General features: G+C 54.6%; 15 protein-coding genes and 1 tRNA gene. 10 read left to right on the forward strand and 6 right to left on the reverse strand.

The window, feature by feature from the left end:
- Positions 1-20 precede the first annotated feature (20 nt).
- The 5 genes from QA596_07450 (at position 21) to QA596_07470 (ending at position 5,406) form a co-directional block, all read left to right on the forward strand.
- Positions 21-2,285 carry a TonB-dependent receptor gene (locus tag QA596_07450; GenBank protein MDG5767294.1) on the forward strand — a complete coding sequence of 755 codons (2,265 nt, stop codon included), beginning with the start codon at positions 21-23 and terminating at the stop codon, positions 2,283-2,285.
- 3 nt (positions 2,286-2,288) lie between these two features.
- Positions 2,289-3,134 (forward strand): hypothetical protein, encoded by an 846-nt coding sequence (locus QA596_07455; GenBank protein MDG5767295.1) that lies wholly within the window; start codon positions 2,289-2,291, stop codon positions 3,132-3,134.
- A 244-nt stretch (positions 3,135-3,378) separates the two neighbouring features.
- Positions 3,379-4,542, forward strand: a complete 1,164-nt coding sequence (locus QA596_07460; GenBank protein MDG5767296.1) for a PLP-dependent transferase — start codon at positions 3,379-3,381, stop codon at positions 4,540-4,542.
- A 186-nt stretch (positions 4,543-4,728) separates the two neighbouring features.
- Complete coding sequence (locus tag QA596_07465) at positions 4,729-5,058, forward strand: type II toxin-antitoxin system RelE/ParE family toxin (protein ID MDG5767297.1); 330 nt, start codon at positions 4,729-4,731, stop codon at positions 5,056-5,058.
- 9 nt (positions 5,059-5,067) lie between these two features.
- Positions 5,068-5,406, forward strand: coding sequence for a helix-turn-helix transcriptional regulator (locus QA596_07470; GenBank protein ID MDG5767298.1), 339 nt, complete (start codon positions 5,068-5,070; stop codon positions 5,404-5,406).
- A 336-nt stretch (positions 5,407-5,742) separates the two neighbouring features.
- Here QA596_07470 and QA596_07475 read toward each other — a convergent pair.
- A tRNA-Met gene (locus QA596_07475) sits at positions 5,743-5,815 on the reverse strand.
- Positions 5,816-6,165: 350 nt separating this feature from the next.
- Here QA596_07475 and lat point away from each other — a divergent pair.
- A complete protein-coding gene (lat, locus tag QA596_07480) occupies positions 6,166-7,533 on the forward strand; it encodes an L-lysine 6-transaminase (GenBank protein MDG5767299.1) in 1,368 nt (455 codons plus the stop codon).
- Positions 7,534-7,610: 77 nt separating this feature from the next.
- On the opposite strand, the gene purL is transcribed toward lat, so the two are convergent.
- Together purL and QA596_07490 are read right to left on the reverse strand one after the other, a co-directional pair.
- Entirely contained in the window at positions 7,611-9,866 is a 2,256-nt protein-coding gene (purL, locus tag QA596_07485; protein ID MDG5767300.1) for a phosphoribosylformylglycinamidine synthase subunit PurL, read from the reverse strand.
- Between the two features lie 15 nt (positions 9,867-9,881).
- Positions 9,882-10,637, reverse strand: a complete 756-nt coding sequence (locus QA596_07490; protein ID MDG5767301.1) for a YjjG family noncanonical pyrimidine nucleotidase — start codon at positions 10,635-10,637, stop codon at positions 9,882-9,884.
- A 102-nt stretch (positions 10,638-10,739) separates the two neighbouring features.
- Between QA596_07490 and QA596_07495 the strand changes: the two genes are divergently transcribed.
- Genes QA596_07495 through QA596_07505 form a run of 3 tightly spaced genes read left to right on the forward strand, consistent with a single transcriptional unit; the run spans position 10,740 to position 14,984 of the window.
- Positions 10,740-11,300 (forward strand): thioredoxin family protein, encoded by a 561-nt coding sequence (locus tag QA596_07495; GenBank protein ID MDG5767302.1) that lies wholly within the window; start codon positions 10,740-10,742, stop codon positions 11,298-11,300.
- A gap of 9 nt (positions 11,301-11,309) precedes the next feature.
- A complete protein-coding gene (trmB, locus tag QA596_07500; protein ID MDG5767303.1) occupies positions 11,310-12,020 on the forward strand; it encodes a tRNA (guanosine(46)-N7)-methyltransferase TrmB in 711 nt (236 codons plus the stop codon).
- Positions 12,021-12,044: 24 nt separating this feature from the next.
- Positions 12,045-14,984: a zinc-dependent metalloprotease family protein gene (locus QA596_07505; GenBank protein MDG5767304.1), complete on the forward strand. Its 2,940-nt coding sequence runs from the start codon at positions 12,045-12,047 to the stop codon at positions 14,982-14,984.
- Here QA596_07505 and QA596_07510 read toward each other — a convergent pair whose 3' ends face one another.
- The 3 genes from QA596_07510 to QA596_07520 form a co-directional block, all read right to left on the reverse strand.
- Positions 14,985-17,300, reverse strand: coding sequence for a T9SS type A sorting domain-containing protein (locus QA596_07510; GenBank protein ID MDG5767305.1), 2,316 nt, complete (start codon positions 17,298-17,300; stop codon positions 14,985-14,987).
- Between the two features lie 209 nt (positions 17,301-17,509).
- Positions 17,510-18,430 (reverse strand): TIGR01212 family radical SAM protein, encoded by a 921-nt coding sequence (locus tag QA596_07515; GenBank protein MDG5767306.1) that lies wholly within the window; start codon positions 18,428-18,430, stop codon positions 17,510-17,512.
- 87 nt (positions 18,431-18,517) lie between these two features.
- The gene (locus QA596_07520; protein MDG5767307.1) at positions 18,518-20,617 is read right to left on the reverse strand and encodes a TonB-dependent receptor plug domain-containing protein; all 2,100 of its coding nucleotides are present in this window, start codon (positions 20,615-20,617) and stop codon (positions 18,518-18,520) included.
- A 500-nt stretch (positions 20,618-21,117) separates the two neighbouring features.
- Here QA596_07520 and QA596_07525 point away from each other — a divergent pair, with 500 nt between their 5' ends.
- On the forward strand, positions 21,118-22,119 hold the full coding sequence (locus QA596_07525; GenBank protein MDG5767308.1) for a DUF4097 family beta strand repeat-containing protein: 1,002 nt from the start codon (positions 21,118-21,120) through the stop codon (positions 22,117-22,119).
- The last annotated feature ends 123 nt before the right edge of the window (positions 22,120-22,242 follow it).

Genomic DNA, 22,242 nt, shown 5'->3' on the forward strand with positions numbered 1-22,242 from the left:
CTCTTAAATTATTGGATGTTTTGCCGGCAACTCACTACGCACGTTTCCAAGTCCTTGTTATTGCCTGTCTGATCTGCTGTTCGTTACCCGCATTCTCGCTTGCACAGGAAGTGCAGCTGCGCGGGATCATTACGGATGCTGATGACGGCCAGCCCGTTGAAGGGGCTCATATCCTCCTGACCGATGAGGACGGCACGTTTTCCAGAGGGGCGGCAACGGACAGGAACGGCCTCTATCGCCTCGCCCGGATTCCGGAAGGCACCTATCGCATCAGAATCAGCTATATCGGTTACCACACATTCGAAGAGACGATTGAGATCCCCGCCGACGAAGCTTCCCTGCTGTTCAATGCCAGAATCCAGGCAGACCGCACCATGCTGGATGAATTGACAATCACCGTCCCGAATCAGGCGGCGCGGCTGTCTGGCGGACACCAGCGGGTGGCTCCCGTTGATCTCCAGAGGGTGGTCACACCTGCTGCCGGCGGCGATATTGCCAGCTATCTGCAGGTGCTGCCCGGAGTGGTCGCTGCCGGCGACCGGGGCGGCCAGCTTTTCGTGCGGGGCGGCACCTCCTCCGAAAACCTGGTCCTGGTTGACGGTATGACCATTTACCAGCCGTTTCATATCGTAGGATACTTCTCCGCCTTCCCCCAGGAGCTGTTGGCCAACGCCGACTTTTATGCCGGCGGGTTTGAAACCCGATACTCCGGCCGTATCTCCTCGGTACTGGATGTCCGCATGAGGGACGGGAATTTCCAGAAAGCGACGGGTTCCGGTTCCATAAGCCCGTTTCTTGCCGAGATATTTGCCGAAGGACCTGTCAGCGAAGGGCGGTCGTCCTGGATCGGCAGCTTCCGGAGGTCTCATATCGAACACACCGACGAATTGTTCATGAGCGAAGAACAGCCCGTCCATTTTGAAAGCCAGTTTTTGAAATACACGCACCTGAGTGACGCCGGCACCCGGTGTTCCGGCATGGCCATGCACACCTACGATCGCGGCAGGATGGATCAGGCATCCGGCGACAGTTTCTGGTGGAGGAATCTGGTAACCGGAGTCGGCTGCACCCACATCACCACCGACCCCGATATCTACCTCGACTTCAACACCGGCATCTCCCACCTTTCAAACGGCATGGGCGGCACTCCGGCATCGGACCTCACCTCGTCCATCACGAAAATCAATACGGATCTCAACATCAATCAGCATGTCGGGTCGGTACGCCTTACCTACGGGCTGAACACCCATATGAAATGGCTTCGTTACGACATCTCCGAGATGTTTCATATCCCGGACGACGACCTGGAAATCTTCCTGGGTCTCGGCGGACATGTCGAAGCTTCCATTCCTCTGGGCGATTTCAATTTACGGCCCGGTGTTGCGGCCAACTTCTATACCGGCGGCTACTCGCCTAGCCTGGAGCCGAGATTCCGGCTGGCCTGGCAGCCGTTCGGCAGCGAGCGTCAGGAACTCAACGCCTCGGTGGGTTACTACCGGCAGCTGGTTACCGGAGTCACCGACCTCAGGGATGTGGGTTCCGCATTTCTCGCCTGGATGCCCGTTCCGGAGGATCGACAGATGAGTTCGATTCACTACCTCATCGGCTGGCAGCAGCGGTTTGCGAACGGTCTGCAGTTTTCCGCAGAGGCCTATCACAAAAACATGTCCAATATCCCGGTAACGGTTTGGAGTACAACGGCTACCTTTACCACCGACCTGGAATACGCGGACGGCAACGTCTACGGTGCCGATGTGCGGCTGGAATACGGCAACCAATGGTTCTACGGCTTCGTCGGATACGGGTACTCCTGGACAAAATACCGCTCCGGGCAGGACCATTTTATGGAGTGGTTCGGAACCCCGGTGCAATCGTACCACCCGGCTCATGACCGGCGGCACCAGCTTAACACCTCCCTGTCCACCGATATCGCCGATTACACCTTCACTGTGGGATGGCAGATGGGCACGGGGCTTCCGTTTACACGGCATATGGGTTTCGATTCCATGCTTCCGTTCGACCAGGGCCTGCCCAATGTGATAGGACAGTACGGAACCCCCAGAGCGATACTGGACAAGCCGTTTCAGGGGCGTACGCCGGTATTCCATCGCCTGGATGTCTCTGTCAACCGGTCCTTTGTTATTGGTTCCGCTACAACGGACATACAGGTCGGCGCCATCAACACTTACGGTCAGAACAACCTGTTCTACTATGACCTGTTCACCCAGCGAAGGATTGACCAGCTTCCGTTTGCCCCCTATGCATCCATGAGAATCAAGTTTTAGACCATGAGATTTGTCCGCAGATACCATCCCTTAGTCGCACTGCTTCTGTTGATGCCGTCGGCCGCCATACTTTCCGGCTGCGACAACACCCTGGATCCGTACACCGAAAACGACCTGTTCTATTTTTCCTTTTACGGCTACCTGGATACCGCGGATGACGTACACTGGATCCGGGTCGTTGACCTTCAGGAGGAATCCGGGCATCGCGGCGACCCGCAGATATCGGTGACTCTCGAGCATCTGGAATCTGGAGAGCGTTTCGAGATGCAGGATTCGCTGTTTCATTTCGGGGGAGGCCGTACGGCCCGCAACTTCCGGGCGGAAGCCGAGATCCTGCCGGAATCAACCTATCGCCTTACCGCCATCAGGGAGGATGGGGCACAGAGCAATGCCATCATTGAAACTCCGTCCGGCTTCAGGGATCCCGAGTTGCTGCAACCCCGTTTTATGCAGGATTTCGATGAGCTCACCATTTTCGATGTGGAACATCTGGCCGATGTCCAGATCCGCTTTAACACCATCCACAAGGAGTCGGGAAACGTGCGGCCTTACACCATTTCGCTCATGGATATTGTATCACCTGCAGGCGGTAACCAGCACAGCGCCTTGATCAGCCGTGACTTGATACCTCTTGCCATCCGTGGCCTGGAAGACATTCTCGTAACTGATTGCAGAATCCATATATCCAAAGGCGGAGACGGATGGGTGGATTTCGATTCCATAGATCCCCGCATCATCGCACTTCCGAGGGGTATCTCCAATGTGGAACAGGGAACGGGCTATGTCGTGGGAGTTAAAAGCAGAACCATCGAATACGAACACGCCTCTTGTGACGATCAGGAGGACTGATCGCATAGTCGCGTGATGGAACCCGCCGGTCACCACATACATGGACGGCGGCACACATGGTTGCTTCCAACCGATTAATCCTGACCGATCTGCCGACCCGTAACAGTCGATTTCCGATGGCCGCCAGGCGGGATGGTTCACAGCAGACTCACGCTCCATTCGTTTCCACATTGCATATGGCCGATAGTTTTCAGAGATTTAGGCCTGCACGGACTACTGTAGAAATGTTTCCCAATGCCAGCCGATGAAAAAGAAACCTGAAACCGATGCCATCCGTTTACAGGCGGAGCGCTCCGGTCACCGCGAGCATTCCGTACCTCTCTATCTGACCTCCAGTTTTGTCTTTGACTCGGCCGAGCAGGGACGGGCGCTGTTTGCCAGCGAAGAAGAAGGCAATGTGTACAGCCGCTACAGCAATCCGAATACCGATGAATTTATTGAAAAAATGTGCCGACTTGAGGGCACCGACGACGGAATTGCCACCGCTTCGGGCATGGCTGCGGTCTTTACCAGCCTGATGGGACTGCTCAAAAGCGAAGATCACCTCCTTGTGGCCCGGTCGATATTCGGCTCCACCCACCAGATCCTCACACAGCTTCTGCCGCGCTGGAATATCGGGCACACTTATGTCGATATCGGCAAACCGGAAACGTGGGAGGATGAAATTCGTCCGGAAACGCGGATGTTTTTCATGGAGACCCCCTCCAATCCCGGCCTGGACCTTATCGATCTGGAATTTGCCGGCAATCTGTGCCGCAAACACGGCCTGCTGTTTAACGTGGACAACTGCTTCGCCACACCCCTGCTGCAGCAGCCCGGCAGGTATGGGGCCGATCTGATCGTCCATTCGGCGACCAAGTTCATTGACGGGCAGGGCCGAACGCTCGGCGGCCTGGTGGCCGGTCGCGGAGATCTCATCGACGAGCTTCGATTCTTTGCGAGGCATGCCGGACCCGCGATGTCACCGTTCAACGCATGGGTCCTTTCCAAAAGTCTGGAGACCCTGTCGGTGCGATTGGAGCGCCATTGCAGCAACGCCCTCCGTCTGGCGGAATTCCTGGAAGGCAACAAAGCGGTTGATTGGGTCAAATACCCTTTCCTTGCCTCCCACCCCCAGTATGACCTGGCCCGGAGACAGATGAAACTGGGCGGCGGGGTGCTGGTCTTCAATATCGCCGGAGGTTTGCCGGCGGCGCAGCGGTTCATCGACCGGCTGGAGATGCTGTCCCTTTCCGCGAATCTCGGAGATACCCGCTCGATTGTCACGCATCCGGCATCTACGACCCACTCCAAACTGACCGAAGAAGAGCGGCTTTCGGTGGGTATCACGCCGGGGCTGGTACGCATTTCGGCCGGCCTCGAGCACATCGACGACATTATTGCCGATGTGAAGCAGGCATTGGGATAAACGATGTGCGGGATTTCTTTTCGATAAAAAGAATGCAGGTTGTTTAACGGCAAACGCATAACCGGCGTGGCTGATCAGTTAAAAAGTTAGGGCAGGAGCCTCTCACACGCCCGGTTGATGCGCATGTTAGGTAGCCGGAAGATGAATCTTATTTGCAAAAATATGTCATAATAGACATATTGCTGTATGTCAGAAAATGATAAACCTATAGTATGGCTTCAAGTTGAAGTTAAAACCCCGCCATTCTCGCAACAAGCGCGAATTAAAGCCGGTTTTCTACTCAGAAAATTGCAAAGAGGAGAATTAATTGAACTGCCGCTATCCCGACCGGTGCCAGGTATCGGGCAAAACTGCCATGAACTAAGGATAACTGATAAAGATAAAACCTGGCGCATCGTTTATTACCTTGAGATCGACTCAGTAGTGATTCTGGATGTATTCGCAAAAAAAACACAGAAAACGCCATCAGATGTACTTGAAAGGTGCAAAAGGAGATTGGCCTTATACAAGCAATGAGAAATGAACATGGAACAGAATAAGCGAAAAAAACTGACGAGTAAAGGATTTCGGATTGGCTCAGCAGCTGAATTTCTGCAATTAAGCCCGGAAGAGGAAGCCTATATTGAAATTCGCCTGGAATTGAGCGCTCTGGCTAAAACACAACGTAAAAAACGCGGATGGACCCAAGAGCAACTTGCCAGAGCCACGGGATCAAGCCAATCCCGTATAGCAAAACTGGAAGCAGGAGATCCGGGAACATCACTGGATTTGATGATCAAAGTGCTTTTACGACTTGGTGTATCAAAACAGGAAATTGGCGATCTACTTTCCGGGAAACTGAAATCAGACTTGGAACCTGCCTGAAAGGCTACCTAACTACTTATTAACTGTTATTCTCTTTCAATTCCTCCCAGTTACGATTAAAAGACAAACCGGACGGCTCGCTGAGATGGTCGGAATGATCTTTTTATTCCTAATTACCGAAATGAAGGGCAATTTTAAAAAAACGCTACAGAAATAGAAAACCGGGAGTTTTTGATCCAGGATTCGTTCACCGGCAGGAAGAAACTGAGACCATGAGCGTTCATCTTGGTATGCACTTGATGCAATAGAAGGAAGGGAAGTGACACTTTTGTTTGCACCAATATTTGCACCTAAAAAAGCAAAGGCTTGCAACCCAATGGATTACAAGCCTTTTAGTGGCGGGGGCAGGATTTGAACCTGCGACCTTCGGGTTATGAGCCCGACGAGCTACCAGCTGCTCCACCCCGCAATGTTTAGAATTATAAGGTACCGTTTTTTACTATCCCTGTCAAGCATAAACATACGCTTTCTTTCGGGCACCGTTTTCCGGGATCCTTCGGCTTATGCTGACCGGCATTCTGCACCGCTTCCTATATTCCACAAGCCGAATTGCCGGGAACCCCGGAACCATCGGCCTGTACCGAAGGCCAACCAACCACCGGCATGGCCGGATGAACGCGTGTTCCGGCTTTTCGCAACCGGGACGGACGCCTCGCTCACAATGCCGGTTTTGGCGGGGCAATGGTTTGGTCTTCAAAATGCAAATTGGTAATTTGCGATACTGTAGAAATGTTTATTTATCACAAAAAGAGAAGCTTCATGACTCACAAACCCGGCATAACCCCCGATAAAGTTAAGGAAATACTGAACCGGCATATCCTCGCCGACGGCATGGACATGGTCCTGGATCTTGAAAAAAGTAAAGGACCCTATCTGCACGACGCCGCCGGAAACCGCTCCTACCTGGATTTCTTTACCTTTTTCGCCTCCAATCCCGTCGGGATGAATCATCCCAAAATAGTGGATAATGAAGCTTTTCGTGAGAAAATCGGAAGGATCGCTCTTCACAACCCCTCCAATTCCGATATCTATACCCGTGAATATGCCGAATTCATCGACACCTTTTCGCGGATCGGCATCCCCAAAGAGATGCCCCACGCCTTTTTTGTGGCCGGCGGCGGATTGGCCGTCGAGAATGCGCTTAAAACCGCGTTTGACTGGAAAGTGCGGAAAAACTTCGAAAAGGGATACCGCCACGAGAAAGGACATATGGTCCTCCATTTCGATGAGGCCTTTCACGGGCGTACCGGCTATACCATGTCGCTGACCAACTCCCAGCCTATCAAGGTCGCCTATTTCCCGAAGTTCAACTGGCCGCGCCTGGTCAATCCCAAAATGGTCTTCCCCATGGATGAAGCCCATACGGCGCAGGTCATCGAACAGGAGCAACGGGCACTGAATCAGGCGGAACGGTACTTCGAGCAACATAAAGACGACATCGCCGCCATCATCATTGAACCGATCCAGGGCGAGGGCGGTGACAATCACTTCCGCCCCGAGTTTCACAAAGCGCTGCGCGACCTGGCCGACCGGCACGAAGCGCTGCTGATCCATGATGAGGTGCAGACCGGTGTGGGCCTGACCGGCAAGTTCTGGGCTCATGAGCATTACGTGCAGCCCGACATCCTCGCCTTCGGCAAAAAAGCCCAGGTATGCGGTATACTCGCGGGCAAGCGGGTGGATGAGGTGAGCGATAATGTCTTTAACGTCTCCTCCCGGTTGAACTCCACCTGGGGCGGCAACCTGGTCGATATGATCCGCTTCACCCGGTACCTGGAAATCATTAAAGAGGACAACCTGGTCGATAATTCCGCAAAAACCGGTGCCTACCTGCTCGAGAAGCTCGGCTCGCTGGCGTCAGAATTTGAATTCGCCAATAATGTTCGGGGACGAGGACTCATGTGCGCGTTTGATCTCATCGATGACGCAACCCGAAGTACGTTTCTGAAGGCTACCTACGAACACGGCCTGGTTATTTTGCCCAGCGGTGAAAAAACCGTCCGCTTCCGGCCACCACTCACCATCCAGCCCGAACAGATTGACGAAGGTATGGAGATCATCCGGAAGTCACTTGCCCAGACCTGGGAACGGTCACCTGCCCTGCGCAGCCATTTCGTGACTTCCTGAAACAGAACCGGCGCCGCGCAAGCAACTGACAGGGCATACTGCAGGGTACCCGAATCCGGAGACATCCCCCGATAACACTATGCCTGAATGGCACGTGTCCCGGATACCGCCTCCGGCAATACTCCTTCGTAAATTGCTGTCATATCCGCTACCGGAATGTCCGCAAACTCCTCGATCACCAGGCGGTCTCCGCCAACGGTTCCGAGATGATAGGCTGGAATATCGGCCTCCTGAAACCGGTTTACCACACTTTCCAGATTCGCGGGCGATACGGTTATGAGGACCCCCGACTGCGCTTCACTGAAAAGCTGTTCGGTGGCGCTTTGTCCAGGAAGGCTCAATGACAGTTTTGCTCCCTTCCCTGAAAAGATCGCTTTTTCCATGAGCGCAACTGCCAGTCCGCCATCGGAAATATCATGAGCCGAGACTACCAGTCCGGCCCGGATCGCTTCCAACAGCGCCTGCTGCAACTGAAGTTCGAATTCAAGGTCCAGGTCAGGCGCGTCTCCTGCTGTAATTCCATGAACATGCGACAGGTACTCGCTGCCGTCGATACCGCTGCGGGTCGCACCGATATAGAGCACTTCATCACCCTCCGACTGAAATCCGGCCGGAGTCGTATGATTGTCGCAATCCTCTATGAGGCCCAGCATTCCGATCACCGGTGTCGGGAAAATCGCCCCGACGGGGTTTTCGTTATAAAAACTCACATTGCCGCCTGTAACCGGTGTGTCAAACAGCTTGCAGGCATCTCCCATGCCGCCCACCGCTTCCTTGAACGTCCAGTAGACTTCGGGTTTGTAGGGGTTTCCGAAGTTCAGGCAGTTGGTAATCGCCATCGGTTTGCCACCGGCACAAACAATGTTGCGGGCCGCCTCGGCCACAGCGATTTGTCCCCCCTTGCGGGGATTCAGATAAACGTAGCGCCCGTTGCAATCGGTAGCGACCGCCAGTGCCTTCTTCGTTCCCTTGATACGTACCACTCCGGCATCCGAGGGACCCGGTCCGGTAACCGTGTTGGTCCGCACCATATGGTCGTACTGCTCATAGACCCAGCGTTTGGATGCGATATTCGGGGATCCGAGCAGCTTCAGCATGGTATCCTGCAAATCGTCAACATCCACATAATCGGACAGGTCGGTGGTGCCGGTGCTTTCCAGATAGGCCGGTTTCTCGGTTTCCCTGTGGTACACAGGGGCACCGCCGCCCAGAACCAGGCTGTGCGCGGGAATATCGGCCTTGACCTGGCCGTCGCGCTTGTACACCACACGGCCCGAATCGGTTACTGTGCCGATTTCAACACAGTTCAGGTCCCATTTGTCGAATACGGCCTTTACCTCGTTCTCACGCCCTTTTTCAGCGACGATCAGCATTCGCTCCTGGCTCTCGGAGAGCAGAATTTCGTAGGCGCTCATATCGGCTTCACGTAGCGGCACCTTGTCGAGATCGATATCCATGCCGGTTTCCGACTTGGCGCTCATCTCGGAACTGGAACAGCTGATGCCGGCGGCACCCATATCCTGGATTCCCACAACCGCACCGGTTTTCAGCGCTTCGAGCGATGCTTCCAGCAGCAGTTTCTCGGTGAACGGGTCGCCTACCTGCACACTTGGCCGCTTGGCTTCGCTGGCTTCACTGATCTCTTCGGATGCAAATGTCGCCCCGTGAATACCGTCGCGCCCGGTCGAGGCACCGACAATCAACACCGGATTTCCCGGTCCGTCGGCCACCGCCGAAGCGGTCTCCCCAACTTTCACGGTGCCCACGCTCATGGCATTCACAAGCGGATTGCCCTCATAGCTTTTGTCGAAATAGATCTCACCCGCCACTGTCGGAACACCGAAAGAATTGCCGTAATCGGCGATCCCCCTTACAACCCCATCCAGCAGATACCGCACTCTTGGCTCGCTCATGGAGCCGAACCTAAGGGAGTTCAGGGCGGCTATGGGCCGGGCGCCCATGGTAAAAATGTCGCGGTGAATTCCGCCGACACCGGTCGCCGCTCCCTGATAGGGTTCCACAGCCGACGGATGGTTGTGGCTTTCAATTTTAAAGGCGCAGGCCAGCCCGTCTCCAATATTCACCAGTCCGGCGTTCTCCTCGCCGGCACCGACCAGCAGGTTGGTACCGGTCGTCGGAAGGGTTTTCAGCACAGCGATGGAATTCTTGTAGGAGCAATGCTCGCTCCACATCACCGAATAGACACCAAGTTCGGTAAAGGTGGGGGTACGTCCGAGGTACTCACGGATCATGTCGAATTCTTCATCGGTGAGCCCGTGTTCCCGGGCAAGTTCCAGCGTAACTTCGGGTTCTGAGTATCTCAGATCAGCCATGGCTTAAGGAGTAGGTCAGTGTGAAGGGGTTAATAGATCAATTAGCTGAGAAAACTGGCGAAATGTTGTATCGGCGGCGCAGTTCCCGGGAACTTCACCGTCGGGGTTGTACCAGGCCGTCATCCAGCCGCTTTGCGACCCGCCAAGAATGTCGGATGAGTAGGAGTCGCCGACATAAAGCAGCCGTGAGGGTTCGACTCCGGCTTTCTTTGCCGAAAACTCAAATATACGGGGATCGGGTTTCAGAAACCCGGCCTCTTCGGATATTATCAGATGGCGCGTGTACCGGTGCAGGGAAAAGAACTCGAATTTCTTTTGCTGGACGGCGGTGAATCCGTTGGTCATCACACCGATCGGAAACTGCCCGGACAAGGAGATAAATGCTTCCCTGGCATCGGCGATCCACTCCCAGTGACGGCTGTAGTATTCCATGTAACGGGCATCCACTTCTCTCCAGTTGGGTTTTTTTACCCCGATTTCCTGAAACGTTTTCTCAAAACGAAGGCGTTTAAGAGTGGACTGGTCGATCCTGTTTTTTCGGTAATCGCTCCAGAGCTGGTTGTTGACTTCCGCGAACACCGAAGTGAATTTCTTCGGGTCGATCTCCTGAAGCTCGGGGTAATCGGCCCAGAGATCCTCAAGGCCGCGATTCTGCGCCATCTTGTGGTCGATCAGCGTGTCGTCCAGATCGAAGTAGATGAAGGCCACTTTTGAAAAGTCCGGTGTTGCGCCGGCGAGCCCGCTTGTTCCTGGAATAGATTCACTGGTCATAGACAATGTTTCGCTTTAAGAAAGGTTTAAAATAAGACGTTGAGCAACGTTTCCATAAAAAAAGTATCTTATCGTCGTTTTTGATCACCTAATCAAATACTTATGGCACGAACACCATCCAACATGGTCGCTATCGGAACTCCGGCCCCTGATTTTTCGCTTCCGGATCCTGCCGGCACCCTGCACTCAAGAGACCAAATCAAAGGAAAAAACGGTTTACTGGTTGTGTTTTACTGCAACCATTGTCCGTTTGTCAAACATATCCGGGAAAGATTCGCCGAACTGGCGTCTGAATACATGAAACAGGGAGTGGGGATCGTCGCCATCAACTCCAACGACATCACCACGCACCCGGAGGATGCCCCCGAGAAAATGGCCGAAGACATCGAACGGTTTGGCTACGAATTTCCATATCTCTTTGACGAATCCCAGGAGGTGGCGCAGGATTTTGGTGCCGCATGCACTCCGGATTTCTTTCTGTACGATGCCGACCTTACCGTGTTCTATCGCGGGCAATTTGATGACAGCCGTCCCGGCAACGACCAGCCGGTAACCGGAGCCGACCTGAGCGCGGCAATCGAAGCCCTTGTTCGGGGCGAAGAGCCGCCGCAGGAACAAAAGCCGTCCATAGGATGCAATATCAAGTGGAAGAAAAGCGAATAAGTTAACGGCATGGCTCGCACCACGAAGCTGGATCGGTACGACGAAATACTGACTCTTCCGAATGTCACGGAACTGCACCACTATTTTGACGGTGACCATGCTTCGGTGCGGGGAAAATGGGCTTCGGTGTTTGGAAATGCCAATCCCGTTACCCTGGAGCTGGCCTGCGGAAAGGGGGATTATGCACTGGCGTTGGGCCGGCGATATCCAGACAGAAATTTTATTGGAATCGACATCAAGGGCGACCGGCTCTGGAAAGGGGCTTCTGACGCCATTGAGGCCGGACTGACCAACATCCACTTCGTCAGGGCACGGATCGATCATCTCTGTAACTATTTTGCTCCCGGAGACGTAGAAGAAATCTGGATCACTTTTCCCGATCCCTATGAGAAAAAGAAAAAAATACGCAAACGCCTGACGCATCCCGTTTTTCTGCAGCGATATGCCGGCATTTTGAAGCCCTCCGGCATCATCCACCTGAAAACCGACAGCGACCTGTTGTTTGCATTTACAAGGAAAATCATTGATATTTATGGTTTAAACGTAACGGGCTGTATTGACAACCTGTACGCTCTGCCCTCACTCCCTGATGAGCTGAGCATCCAGACCTACTATGAGCGTAAGCATCTGGAAAAAGGATTATCCATCAAATATCTCTCTTTTCGCCTGGATGGCATCCGCGAGTTCCCCGATCATCCGGCGTTAAATGACCTTGAGTAACCCATCATCCCATATCTGCTCCCCATGACTTTATCCGTTAACGGTTCCCGAAGCGGCACCGGCTCCAGCCTCTTTTCAGTCCCGTCGGCCGTTTTTCTTCTGGTTTTGCTCTTTTCCATGCCCCTTTCCGGGACGGCGCAAACGTCCGGCGACACCGGCCTGCTTTTTTCTATTCCGGTTTCAAAGCAGAGCGAGGCCACGCTACCACCAGGTGGCCGAATACCGGTTTCGCTGAATCAAAACCTGCTGCATTCCGATTTCAGTATCGGCCAGATCCTGGAAGTTCCGGAAACCGACGGCAGCATCTCTTCCTACCGGATTACAGCTGTCTCCCGCTATGTGAAGGGATATACCTCGGTGAGGGCCGATCATGTGGATGATGCCCACGATCAGCTCACTTTTTCATATGGGGAAGGCCGGATGCTGGGAACACTCGATCGCTATTCGCGCGGAGCGTCGCTTCGCATACTGCCCGAAGGCAGCGGCAACTTCAAGCCGACTGCGGACGGCGGTACCGGGCACGTTTTGATGATGAGGGATCCGGAGACTGAGGATATTCTGGAGTGCGGCACGACGATGGAGAATCACAGCAGTTCGGTCGACCACCACTCCCACACGGATCCGCTGAGCCGGAGCCACCTGGTGCCCGCTTTTGATGTTTCAGATTATGATGAGGCGGGGGTACCCATAGACCTGCTGATTGTCTACACCGGAAGCGCCCGGACATGGGCCGAAGAAAATGAGGGAAGTATTGAGTTGGTGATCAGCGAAATGATGAACAGGTCCAACGAGGCGCTTGAGAACAGTCTGACCGGGATCGAGCTTCGGGTTGTTCATACGCATGAAACCTCCTTTGAGGAGGACGGCAACGACAGTGCCGGCGACCTGCGCCGCATCACCGCTTCCCGCGACTTCAATCCGTTTGAAGAGCCTCAAAATTACAGCGGATACATGCTGAATGTCCATGATCTCAGGGATGAATACGGCGCCGATCTGGTTGCCATGCTGGCGGATGTTGAAGATGTGGGCGGGATAGCCTGGCTGATGCTGGACATGGCCGGGGCACCGCAGCTGGGTTTCTCGGTGAACCGGATCCAACAGATGAGCAGCACCTACACCTTCGTACACGAAATCGGTCATAATCTGGGCAACGCGCACAGCCGTGACCAAAATGGGTCGCCGGCCGGCCCGTTCGGAGGGTTGTTCAACTACTCCGCGGGATTCCGTTTCAGTGATGCAACCGACTCCTCCTTTGCGACGGTGATGACATACGCCGAAGGCAGAAGTCAGACTATTGGCCATTTCTCCAATCCGGAGGTACCGTTCCGGGGGGAATATACCGGCACCTATTCGGACTCCATCGGTCCCGCTGACAATGTCAGGAGTATGCGGCTGAGTCGTCACGTGGTGAGCCAGTACCGTCCGCAGATGAGCGAGCCTCCGGTTCTAAACGTCGATCGGAGCCTGATTGAAATCGATACCGAAACCGGCCAGCCTGCCGAAGTCCGGTTTTTTGTATCCAACGACGGAGCCAGCACCCTGCACTGGAATGCCGATATCCACTACAGTGTAACGGATCTTGCAAAATCTTCGACGGATGCAACAGCCGAAGCCCTCCCCAGCCAAGGCACGGGCGCTCCGAAAGACGATAGTGCGCAGTCCGGAGATACCGCGGGATCCCGAATGGATCAGGGGGGACAGGCCGTCGGCTTTGAAGGCCCCCAAAGGCCGTCATGGGGTGGCGGCATTCCCTATCTGATTCCGGATGCCGGATTGTGGGCGGTTGCCAAATCCGGTCCCCAATCGCTGACCGGAGCGCCTGCCGCACCGCATATTACCGACCCGGTGCTTTTTAAAACCGGCTTTGAAACGGATGAAAATTACAACACCGGTTCCTATCTGATTCTCAACGACTGGGTGGCATGGCCCAGAGATGCCCAAAGCCGGTACAATATCTCCACGGTGAGTCCGGCAGCCGGATCACAACATTTGCGGCTTACGCCCCGAACCAGTTTGAATGAAAATATGTATGTCGGGGTTGCGGCTCCATATCCGGGTCCGCTTACCAATCAGGGGTACTCGGTTTCCATGGATCTGCGGTTCAGCAGCGACGAGTCTCAGAATGAATTCCACATAGCTATTGACGAGGGCTCAACCAACCGGAACGCCGCCTGGGTCATATTCGACGACGGCGACATCATTGTGCGTAACAGGACCGGCACCGACAGGGATTTTGTAAGCCTGTACAATCCGATTCTCTCTGACGGTCTGCTGTGGGAGGCGGGACAATACTTTCGGTTTGAGATTCAGATGGATCCCGTTCGTGATGAAATCCGGTATCTGGTTGATGACAGCCTGGCATATACCGGCAACCTTTACGGCGGAAGCGCCCCTGAGCAAGTTTACCTGCTTCACAGAAATTTCCACACCAGCGAAACGTTCAGCATCGACAATGTTTCAATAAAGGCACTTCCCGGCCAGGAGTTTCCCCGTTTTCAGTTCCGGAAGCCATACGGTACCGTGGCCCCCGGTTCCACCGAGGAAGTCGTGCTGGAAGTGATCGCCGACCGCATTCCCGGCGGAACCTACGATTTTGAAATTCAGGTCCATTCAAACGACCCGCACGCACCGGGCCAACCGGTTCCTGTCCGGATGCATGTGGAAGCCACCACGGTGCCTTCCGAGCCCGAGCCGGTTGCTCACCATCTGGCGTTGCATCAGAACTATCCCAACCCGTTCAACCCGGCAACAACCATCCGGTACGAACTGCCGGAGCGCGGGCACGTCCGTCTGGCGGTATATGATCTGCTTGGACGGAGAGTTTCCACACTGGTCAACGAACGACAGGATGCAGGAAGGCACGACGTGGCATTCGATGCATCCCGCCTGTCAAGCGGAGTCTACCTGTACCGTCTTGAGTCGGCCGGCCAAACACTCACAAGGCACATGATGCTGGTTAAATAATTATTTTACCAGCATCATTTTTCGGGTGAGGATTTGCGATCCTGATTCCAGCCGGTAGATATACACTCCGCTGGGGAGTGAGCCCGCGTCAAAATGCGCGGAATGGGTTCCTGCGGAAAACCGGTCATCGGCAAGAACGGCTACGTTACGGCCCAGCAGATCATAAACACGCAAAGTGACCTGTGACGGCGCGTCCATTTCCCATGATACGGTGGTAACCGGATTGAATGGGTTGGGATAGTTCTGGAAGAGCCTCAAACGCACCGGCACCGCATCTTCCTCTTCGGCGCTGCTGGGTGTTTGCGCCTGGCTGGCCAGGAAGTCGCCTGTTACCGCATCCACAAAAAAGTCCACCCTGGCCCTGTACAAAGGTTCTGTAAAATGATCATCCCAGACATCGGCAATAAACCTGATATTCCAGAACGGGTTGGTCGATTCGTCCAGCAAGTCGGGAAACTCAAAGTAGAATCTGCTCAGCCGGTACTGAACCACGGAATACCGGTTTCCTTCGGGAACATTGGCCATCTGATCGCTCATACCGTTCTGCATCGCTGTCGCGAGCGCCTGGGCGCTACAGATAACATCCGCAGGCACAGCCCGGATTATTTCCATCGGTGGCCTGTCCTCTTCCGGGATATCCTCAAGCCTCATAATTTGAACTTCATCAATTTCCATACCATACGTATTGAGAACAACAACGCTTTCCTCGTTGACAAGATCCGCAAAGGCAAGCATCCACTCCGAACTGGAGCCCTGCGGGGGGACCGGCAAATAAACATCCTCCCGCCCGTAGACAAGTATCAGTTCGACTGAAGGATCGATTCCGGCCACATAATCCCGGGCCATCCCGTGCACATCACTAAAATGAACGGGAACCGCAGGCCCGTAATCACCTGCAGACGAGCCGAGAAATGCTCCGGTTACCGCATCCACAAGAAACCAGTACGAGGCATAGTGACTGTCACCGTCATGGTGATTCATGGCAAAAATATCGATATCGACAAACCAGAACGGGTTGGAATCTTCATCCAAAAGCTCAGGGTGTTCGAACCAGAAGCTGTTCAGGTCATAATCCAAAGTGACGAACACCATTTCGTACGGCAGGTCCGCGAGTATATTCTCCAGTCCGTTACCCATCACCACTTCAGCGACAGCACTCCCGTCAACGAAATTATCGGGGATGGATTTCACGAGCGACAGATCGAAATCGGGACGTTCATCTTCCGGAAAATCATATAGCGACTCCACTTCGACATGCAGAATATAGTCCTCCAGGGTCGTGATGATGTAAATGTCGGCGGTTGCGTCGTCATAAAAAACGGTCGTCCAGATCGGACTCAGTCCGCTGGGTGAGCGCGGCGGGGAATCCCCTTCGAACATATAGTCCTCTTCACCCCAGAGACCGAGCGGACGGGCTACGGGATTCATATTCGACATCCTCTGAACTGCCAGTTCGAAAGCAACACCGGCTTCCACGGGAGTAAGCAGTTCCATGAGGAATCCCTGAACCGGAAAGTCCATATCCGTCAGGTTTGCGTCCTGTACGGTGATTGCGATCGGCTCGTCATCTTCATCAGCATAGCATCCAACGCCAAAAATATCCATACCGTATGTGCTGATATCCAAGTAGATGGCGCACAGATAGTATAAGCCCGGACGCACATTCTCAATCCGGTAATTCCCATCGGCATCCGCTACGCCGGCATTTTTTGTCGATCCGCCGGGCCCAACGTCGTAAATCTCATCGAGCCAATCGACATCTTCCACCAGAAGAACTATGGTGTGTGACAGATCCACACCTGCAGATGTTATCTCACTGCCGGTCTGTCCGCCACCCGTCCGGGCGGCCAGATCGCGGATACCCGGTTTTGATACCTCGCCGGGCAACGCTTTGGCGAAATCAACACTCAGATAGGGGTTGAACGGATTGTTGACAAACCAGAGACTTCCTTCTACGGAGACGTTCGAAACGGAGGGCATGGTAGTATAATTGACTTGTCCCAAACTGCTCAAAACCTCGCCACTTTCGGAATAGGGGCCATGAAATATCCAGACATAGTCGGTATCGGGTGAGTGGGTCACTTCCATGCTCACCGTGGTATTGTTATCTGAAAACGAATGACTGTGAATGGTGATTTCATTCTCTGGATAGATGACAAATACCTCGCCAAGATTATCGGGGTCCATCCGGTGGGTGTTCAGCGGCTGGCTGAAGGTAAACGAAACGGTGGTTTCGAGCGCGATACCGTCGCTAATGTGGCCAGGGTCACTGGCAATCAATTCAAAAGACTGGCCATAGATGGCCGGGGAGGTCATCAGAAAACAGATAAAGAACAAACCTTGAAGCCTTTTCTTAACCCCCCACGCGGTTAAGGCTGAGTAAGTATTCATATCCATTCATAATAAGATTAGAGGTGCCGTGCGAGCCATTTGCTTTTGCCTGAAATATTGTCACAGCCGCGCACACAGGAAAGTTACACTCCCCGCCCATAAAATTCTAATATTTTGTAAAATTGATGTAAAAACTATAAAAGGCGGGCGCCCTGTACCTTCTTTTTGCGAGTCATTTCCGTCATTACCGCGCTGATCACTTCCGGATGTTTCCGGCGTCCCCACCGAGGGGCGATGAGCAGGTTCGGCGGAGCGCTCCCGCAGAGCCGGGCGATAGCGATGCGGGGTGGCAGCAGTTCCAGAAAATCGCAGATCAGATCCACCCATTCCCCAAAGGAAAAGACGGTAAAGGGTTTGGACGCATACTCCTGTGCCAGTGCGGTCCCTTTGACCACCTGGAGATGATGAATTTTGAGATACTCCATCGGCAGCCCGGCCAGGATACCGGCCGTGTCCAGCCACTGGCGGCGCGACTCCCACGGAAACCCCAGGATGAGATGGGCGCCCAGGTGAATTCCGCGTCCCGAAAGCCGTTCGAAAGCCTCCCGGATAGTTGCGAAATCATGCCCCCGGTTGATCCGGTGCAGCGTCTCGTCATAGACCGATTCGATACCGATTTCAACGGCCATATAATAATCGCGGGCAAGGGATTCAAGCAGGCTGACCACCGGTCCGGGCAGACAGTCGGCGCGTGTGCCGATTACAAGTCCGTCGATGGCGGGATGAGCAAGGGCGGCTTGGTAGCGTTCCTCCAGCCGATCCACGGAATCATGGGTGTTGGAGTAGGCCTGAAAATAGGCGAGAAACCGCTCGGCGCCATAGCGTTCCCGCTGCGATGCCACTCCCTGGCTGATCTGGTCACGGATGGATGTGGAGCGATCCAGGTATTTCGGCACAAAACTCCGGTTGTTGCAATAGGCACATCCGCCCAGCGCCACGGTTCCGTCGATATTCGGACAGGTAAAACCGCCATCTACCGAGACCTTGTAGGTGACTGCGCCCAGATGACGTTTCAGATAGCTGTGGTAATCGCTGTAGGGTTTTTCCGGCTTCATGGATGCAAGATACGGGTTCCGGTTCCGGGAATCTAACCCTTCAGCCTGCACCCTGGGTCGGAACTTCCGGCATCTGTCGGGTAACTGCTAAAGGCTTAGACGGAAACCGGCAAACAGGGCACGTCCGGGCGCCGGTTCGTAATAACGGCCGGCATTGGCGTTGATACTCACCGAGCTGTTGTACCTGGTGCCCGCCAGGTTTTCGACTTTGAGAAATGGCATCACGGAAAGACCATGGCCCAGGGCTACACCGCTGTGACCCAGACGCAGATGGAATACTTCGTAACCGGGGTTGGTTGCGGTATTGTCGTTATTCACATAGTAGCGGCCGAGCAGTTCCATGGAGAGGCTTACGCGCAGGTCGCCGGGACTGGAATCGAGGCGTACCATCAGACGGTGTTCCGGAATCCCGGGCAGGCGATTGCCTCTGGTAAACGTAACCTGTCCGGTATCCACCGATTCACGGAAGGTGAAATCGCTCCAATTGTAGTTGGCCGACAACTCAAACAAGTACAGCGGTTGCCAGCGCAGTGCCGCTTCCATTCCGATGTGCCGGGTTGATCCCGCGTTTCGGTAGAAATCGCGGTCGCCCCCCTCCTCGGTTCGGAAGCTGATGAGCTGATCGCGGACATCCATCCGGAACAGGGCGATTTCATAACGAATACGGGCGGACGGCCATCCGCCGCGCAGGCCGGCTTCCGCGCCACGCGCCCGTTCGGGATCCAGGTCGGGATTAAAACCGCCGGTCATGTCGGGCCGGTTCACCAGCTCGGTGGTGGTGGGGGTTTCAAAGGAGGTGCCGAAATTCAGATAAATGAGACCGGGACGGGTCTGCAATGCCGCGCCGATACTCGGACTCAGAGCGGTGAAGGAGCGGCTGCCCGACTGGTCCTCGGGGAATTCCGTACGTCTGTCGTCGGTTTCAAACCGGACGGCGTCCAGACGGAGACCGGTGGAAATCGTAATCCGTCCCCAGCCGGTGGCCGCACGGGCGAACAGGGCGGTGTTAACCACCGTCTCCTGCTGGTCAATCACTCTTTCTCCGCGGTCAAACGAACCGGACTGATAATCGTAGTTTCTGCGGTCATCCGACTGCAGGGCCGCATCGGCGCCAATGCTCCATGAAAAGAAACGGCTGTCATTGGTCAGGGAAAGCCGGGTTCCGGTCATCAGCCGGTCGACTTCGATATCGGCCCAGGGCAACGGGTTGTGGAGGCTCCTGGCGGTTCCGTACACGGTACCCCGCCATTGGCCGAATCCCGATTCATGCCGGAGGGTGGCGCCCAGCTGGCCCTGGCGCCAGGATTTTCCTGCCGAGGCGTTCTCAAAAAACGCAAAAGCCTGCCGCCTGTCCTCATCCAGCTGTTCCTGCGAAAGCGAACCCGGATGGCGGGAATCCGGAGCTTCTACAAATGCACCGCTCACATTAAGCCGGGTTTGCGGGGTGAGGTTCCAGTCCATGTGGCTGGTCATCCGGAACGCCTCATGCCTGCTGTGGTCGCGGTAGCCTTCACGTTTCAGGTAGGATGCATTGACATGGAACCCTCTTGCTCCGCGCCGAAACGTTGCTCCGGCCTGCGTGCTGTAGGTACCGTGCGCTCCGGTGAGAAAACGAACATTAAGTGACGGATCGTAGCTTGCCGGCTCTGTCGAGAGCAGCAATGCTCCACCGCTGGCATTTCCCCAGAAGGAGGAACTGGGTCCGCGCAGCACCTCGAGCTGGCGTACCATGGAGGGATCCACGATATCCATAACCGTCTGCCCGTCTGGCACGGTGAGCGGGATATCATCCATCATAACAAAAATTCCACGGACCCCGAAGGCGGTTCGCCAGCCCATGCCCCGAATGGAGACCCGTTCACCCAGCGCATAATTCTGGCGGTCATTGACCCAGAGGCCGGGAATCTCTGTGGCGATGCGGTCGAAGCTGAGTCCCGGTTCCAGTGTCTGCTGTTCGACCGTTCTGGAGGTAACGCTCACCGAAAACGGTGCGCTTGCCTGGGTTTCGGTATCCCGTGTTGCCCGGATCTCAATCTCTTCGAGTTCGAAGAAAAGTGTATCGCTCGGGGAATGACCATTGCCCGGCTCCGGGAATGCGGCGAGCAGCGGGGTGGGGACAGGGTTCGCATCCTGCACGGCAAATGCCCGATCCGTTGGCTGGACAAGCAACATCGGCAAAAGCATCATCCACATACCTTTTATGGCTTTGTGGGTGCGGCCGACCTCATGCGGGAGAAAAACCCGGCGGCGTCTCAACAGGGATAGCGTATGCAGGGCCGGATTCGAAAATCGTGCAAAGCCGCTTTTCAAACCTCGAAACATTGCCGCAATAATTGTAAGGCTCTGATAGAAATGGTTCATAGTAACAGTATAAATAAATCGGTACCCGTAACTGCAGTGCAACTCCGGAAAGATGATATCCCGAACCAAAAAACAATCTTCGCCTGGTGGCAGTTCATTCGGTCTGAAGCGGCCTGCTTCCGACAGAAAGGCGGTAGCCTGAACATAATTTACTACATTTGAAAGGCGACAAAGATGAAAACTTCCCTGATTTGGCCGGCAGATTAACCATGATTCACGAAATTTCCGGAACCTTTCCGGATAACGGACGTATATCCGTCGAGTAATCACATCGCTACAATAAGGGATGGTTTTATAACTATTATCTTTCTAAATCGGAGCTAATCATGAAAGGACGAGGCTGGTTTATAATCGCGATAATCGCACTGGCGCTGGTGATCCACTATTCTCCCGGATTTGATTTTCAGCGAATGGTTCTGGCAAACGGCACTTCCGGAGTGCACGCAAACGACAAACCGGTATGGCATTCCGAAACGGTTCAATGGGAGCCGGGAATGGCCCTGGAGGCCAAAACTTCCGGCGGATCCATTACGGTCGAAGCTCACAGCAGTGACGACATTATAGTCGACGTATATGTCTACAGGAAAGGCGCTTACCTGGAAGAAGGAAAGTCGGCGCCGGTAGATTTCAGTATTACGCAAGAGCGTAACCGCGTTGTCGTCAAAGCCGAAACAAGACGCACCGACAGGTGGCTCTCCTGGGGGTCATCAACCTCCGTGTCATATCGGATTCTGGTGCCGCATGAGACCGAACTTGTAGCCCAGACCAGCGGCGGCGCTGTAAGCGCAAAAGGAATCACTCAGAATGTCTCCCTGATAACCAGTGGCGGATCCGTTCATGCCGAACATATCGTCGGTGATCTGCTGGCCCGCACGTCAGGCGGCCCCATTACCGTACTCCATACCGACGGCCGGGTCACTGCCCGAACCAGTGGCGGTGGCATCCGAATGAGCGATGTCGAGGGTTCCGTGTCTGCCCGAACCAGCGGCGGATCCATCCGTTTAACTGATCTTTCGGGAACCATCAGCGCCCAGACCAGCGGCGGCGGCATCCATGCCGAGATCCTGCAACTTGAGGGGGGGCTCGACCTGGCCACCTCCGGAGGCTCCATCACCGCCATCCTTCCCAACAACCAGGGACTGGATATCAAGGCAAGCGGATCCCAGGTACGAAACCGGCTGGATGACCTGACCGGCTCCATGCAGCGCGGTTCGGTGGACGGGAAGGTGAAAGGCGGCGGAATTCCCGTCAAACTGCGCACCTCCGGGGGATCCGTAACCCTTGAATACAGGAGCGATATCACCGAACTGAGCCCTCGCTCCGATTAGCACTGGCAAAGCAAAGCTGCAGTATCCGGCTAATGGCAAATAGTCCGTTCGTCCGTTTTGCCGTGACACCGCCACGCTGACCTTGTCGCGGGCCTGATCGCGGTCGGCAGTCGGCGGATAGCG

This window comes from Balneolales bacterium ANBcel1, assembly GCA_029688905.1.
Classification (GTDB): Bacteria; Bacteroidota; Rhodothermia; order Balneolales; family Natronogracilivirgulaceae; genus SLLW01.

Coding starts and splice junctions, on each gene's coding strand:
- lat (MDG5767299.1), top strand. CDS start 6,166: ATGACTCACAAACCCGGCATAACCCCCGATAAAGTTAAGGAAATACTG.
- QA596_07495 (MDG5767302.1), top strand. CDS start 10,740: ATGGCACGAACACCATCCAACATGGTCGCTATCGGAACTCCGGCCCCT.
- QA596_07455 (MDG5767295.1), top strand. CDS start 2,289: ATGAGATTTGTCCGCAGATACCATCCCTTAGTCGCACTGCTTCTGTTG.
- QA596_07490 (MDG5767301.1), bottom strand. CDS start 10,637: ATGACCAGTGAATCTATTCCAGGAACAAGCGGGCTCGCCGGCGCAACA.
- QA596_07515 (MDG5767306.1), bottom strand. CDS start 18,430: ATGAAGCCGGAAAAACCCTACAGCGATTACCACAGCTATCTGAAACGT.
- QA596_07465 (MDG5767297.1), top strand. CDS start 4,729: ATGTCAGAAAATGATAAACCTATAGTATGGCTTCAAGTTGAAGTTAAA.
- QA596_07510 (MDG5767305.1), bottom strand. CDS start 17,300: ATGACCTCCCCGGCCATCTATGGCCAGTCTTTTGAATTGATTGCCAGT.
- QA596_07520 (MDG5767307.1), bottom strand. CDS start 20,617: ATGATGCTTTTGCCGATGTTGCTTGTCCAGCCAACGGATCGGGCATTT.
- trmB (MDG5767303.1), top strand. CDS start 11,310: ATGGCTCGCACCACGAAGCTGGATCGGTACGACGAAATACTGACTCTT.
- QA596_07460 (MDG5767296.1), top strand. CDS start 3,379: ATGAAAAAGAAACCTGAAACCGATGCCATCCGTTTACAGGCGGAGCGC.
- purL (MDG5767300.1), bottom strand. CDS start 9,866: ATGGCTGATCTGAGATACTCAGAACCCGAAGTTACGCTGGAACTTGCC.
- QA596_07525 (MDG5767308.1), top strand. CDS start 21,118: ATGAAAGGACGAGGCTGGTTTATAATCGCGATAATCGCACTGGCGCTG.
- QA596_07505 (MDG5767304.1), top strand. CDS start 12,045: ATGACTTTATCCGTTAACGGTTCCCGAAGCGGCACCGGCTCCAGCCTC.
- QA596_07470 (MDG5767298.1), top strand. CDS start 5,068: ATGGAACAGAATAAGCGAAAAAAACTGACGAGTAAAGGATTTCGGATT.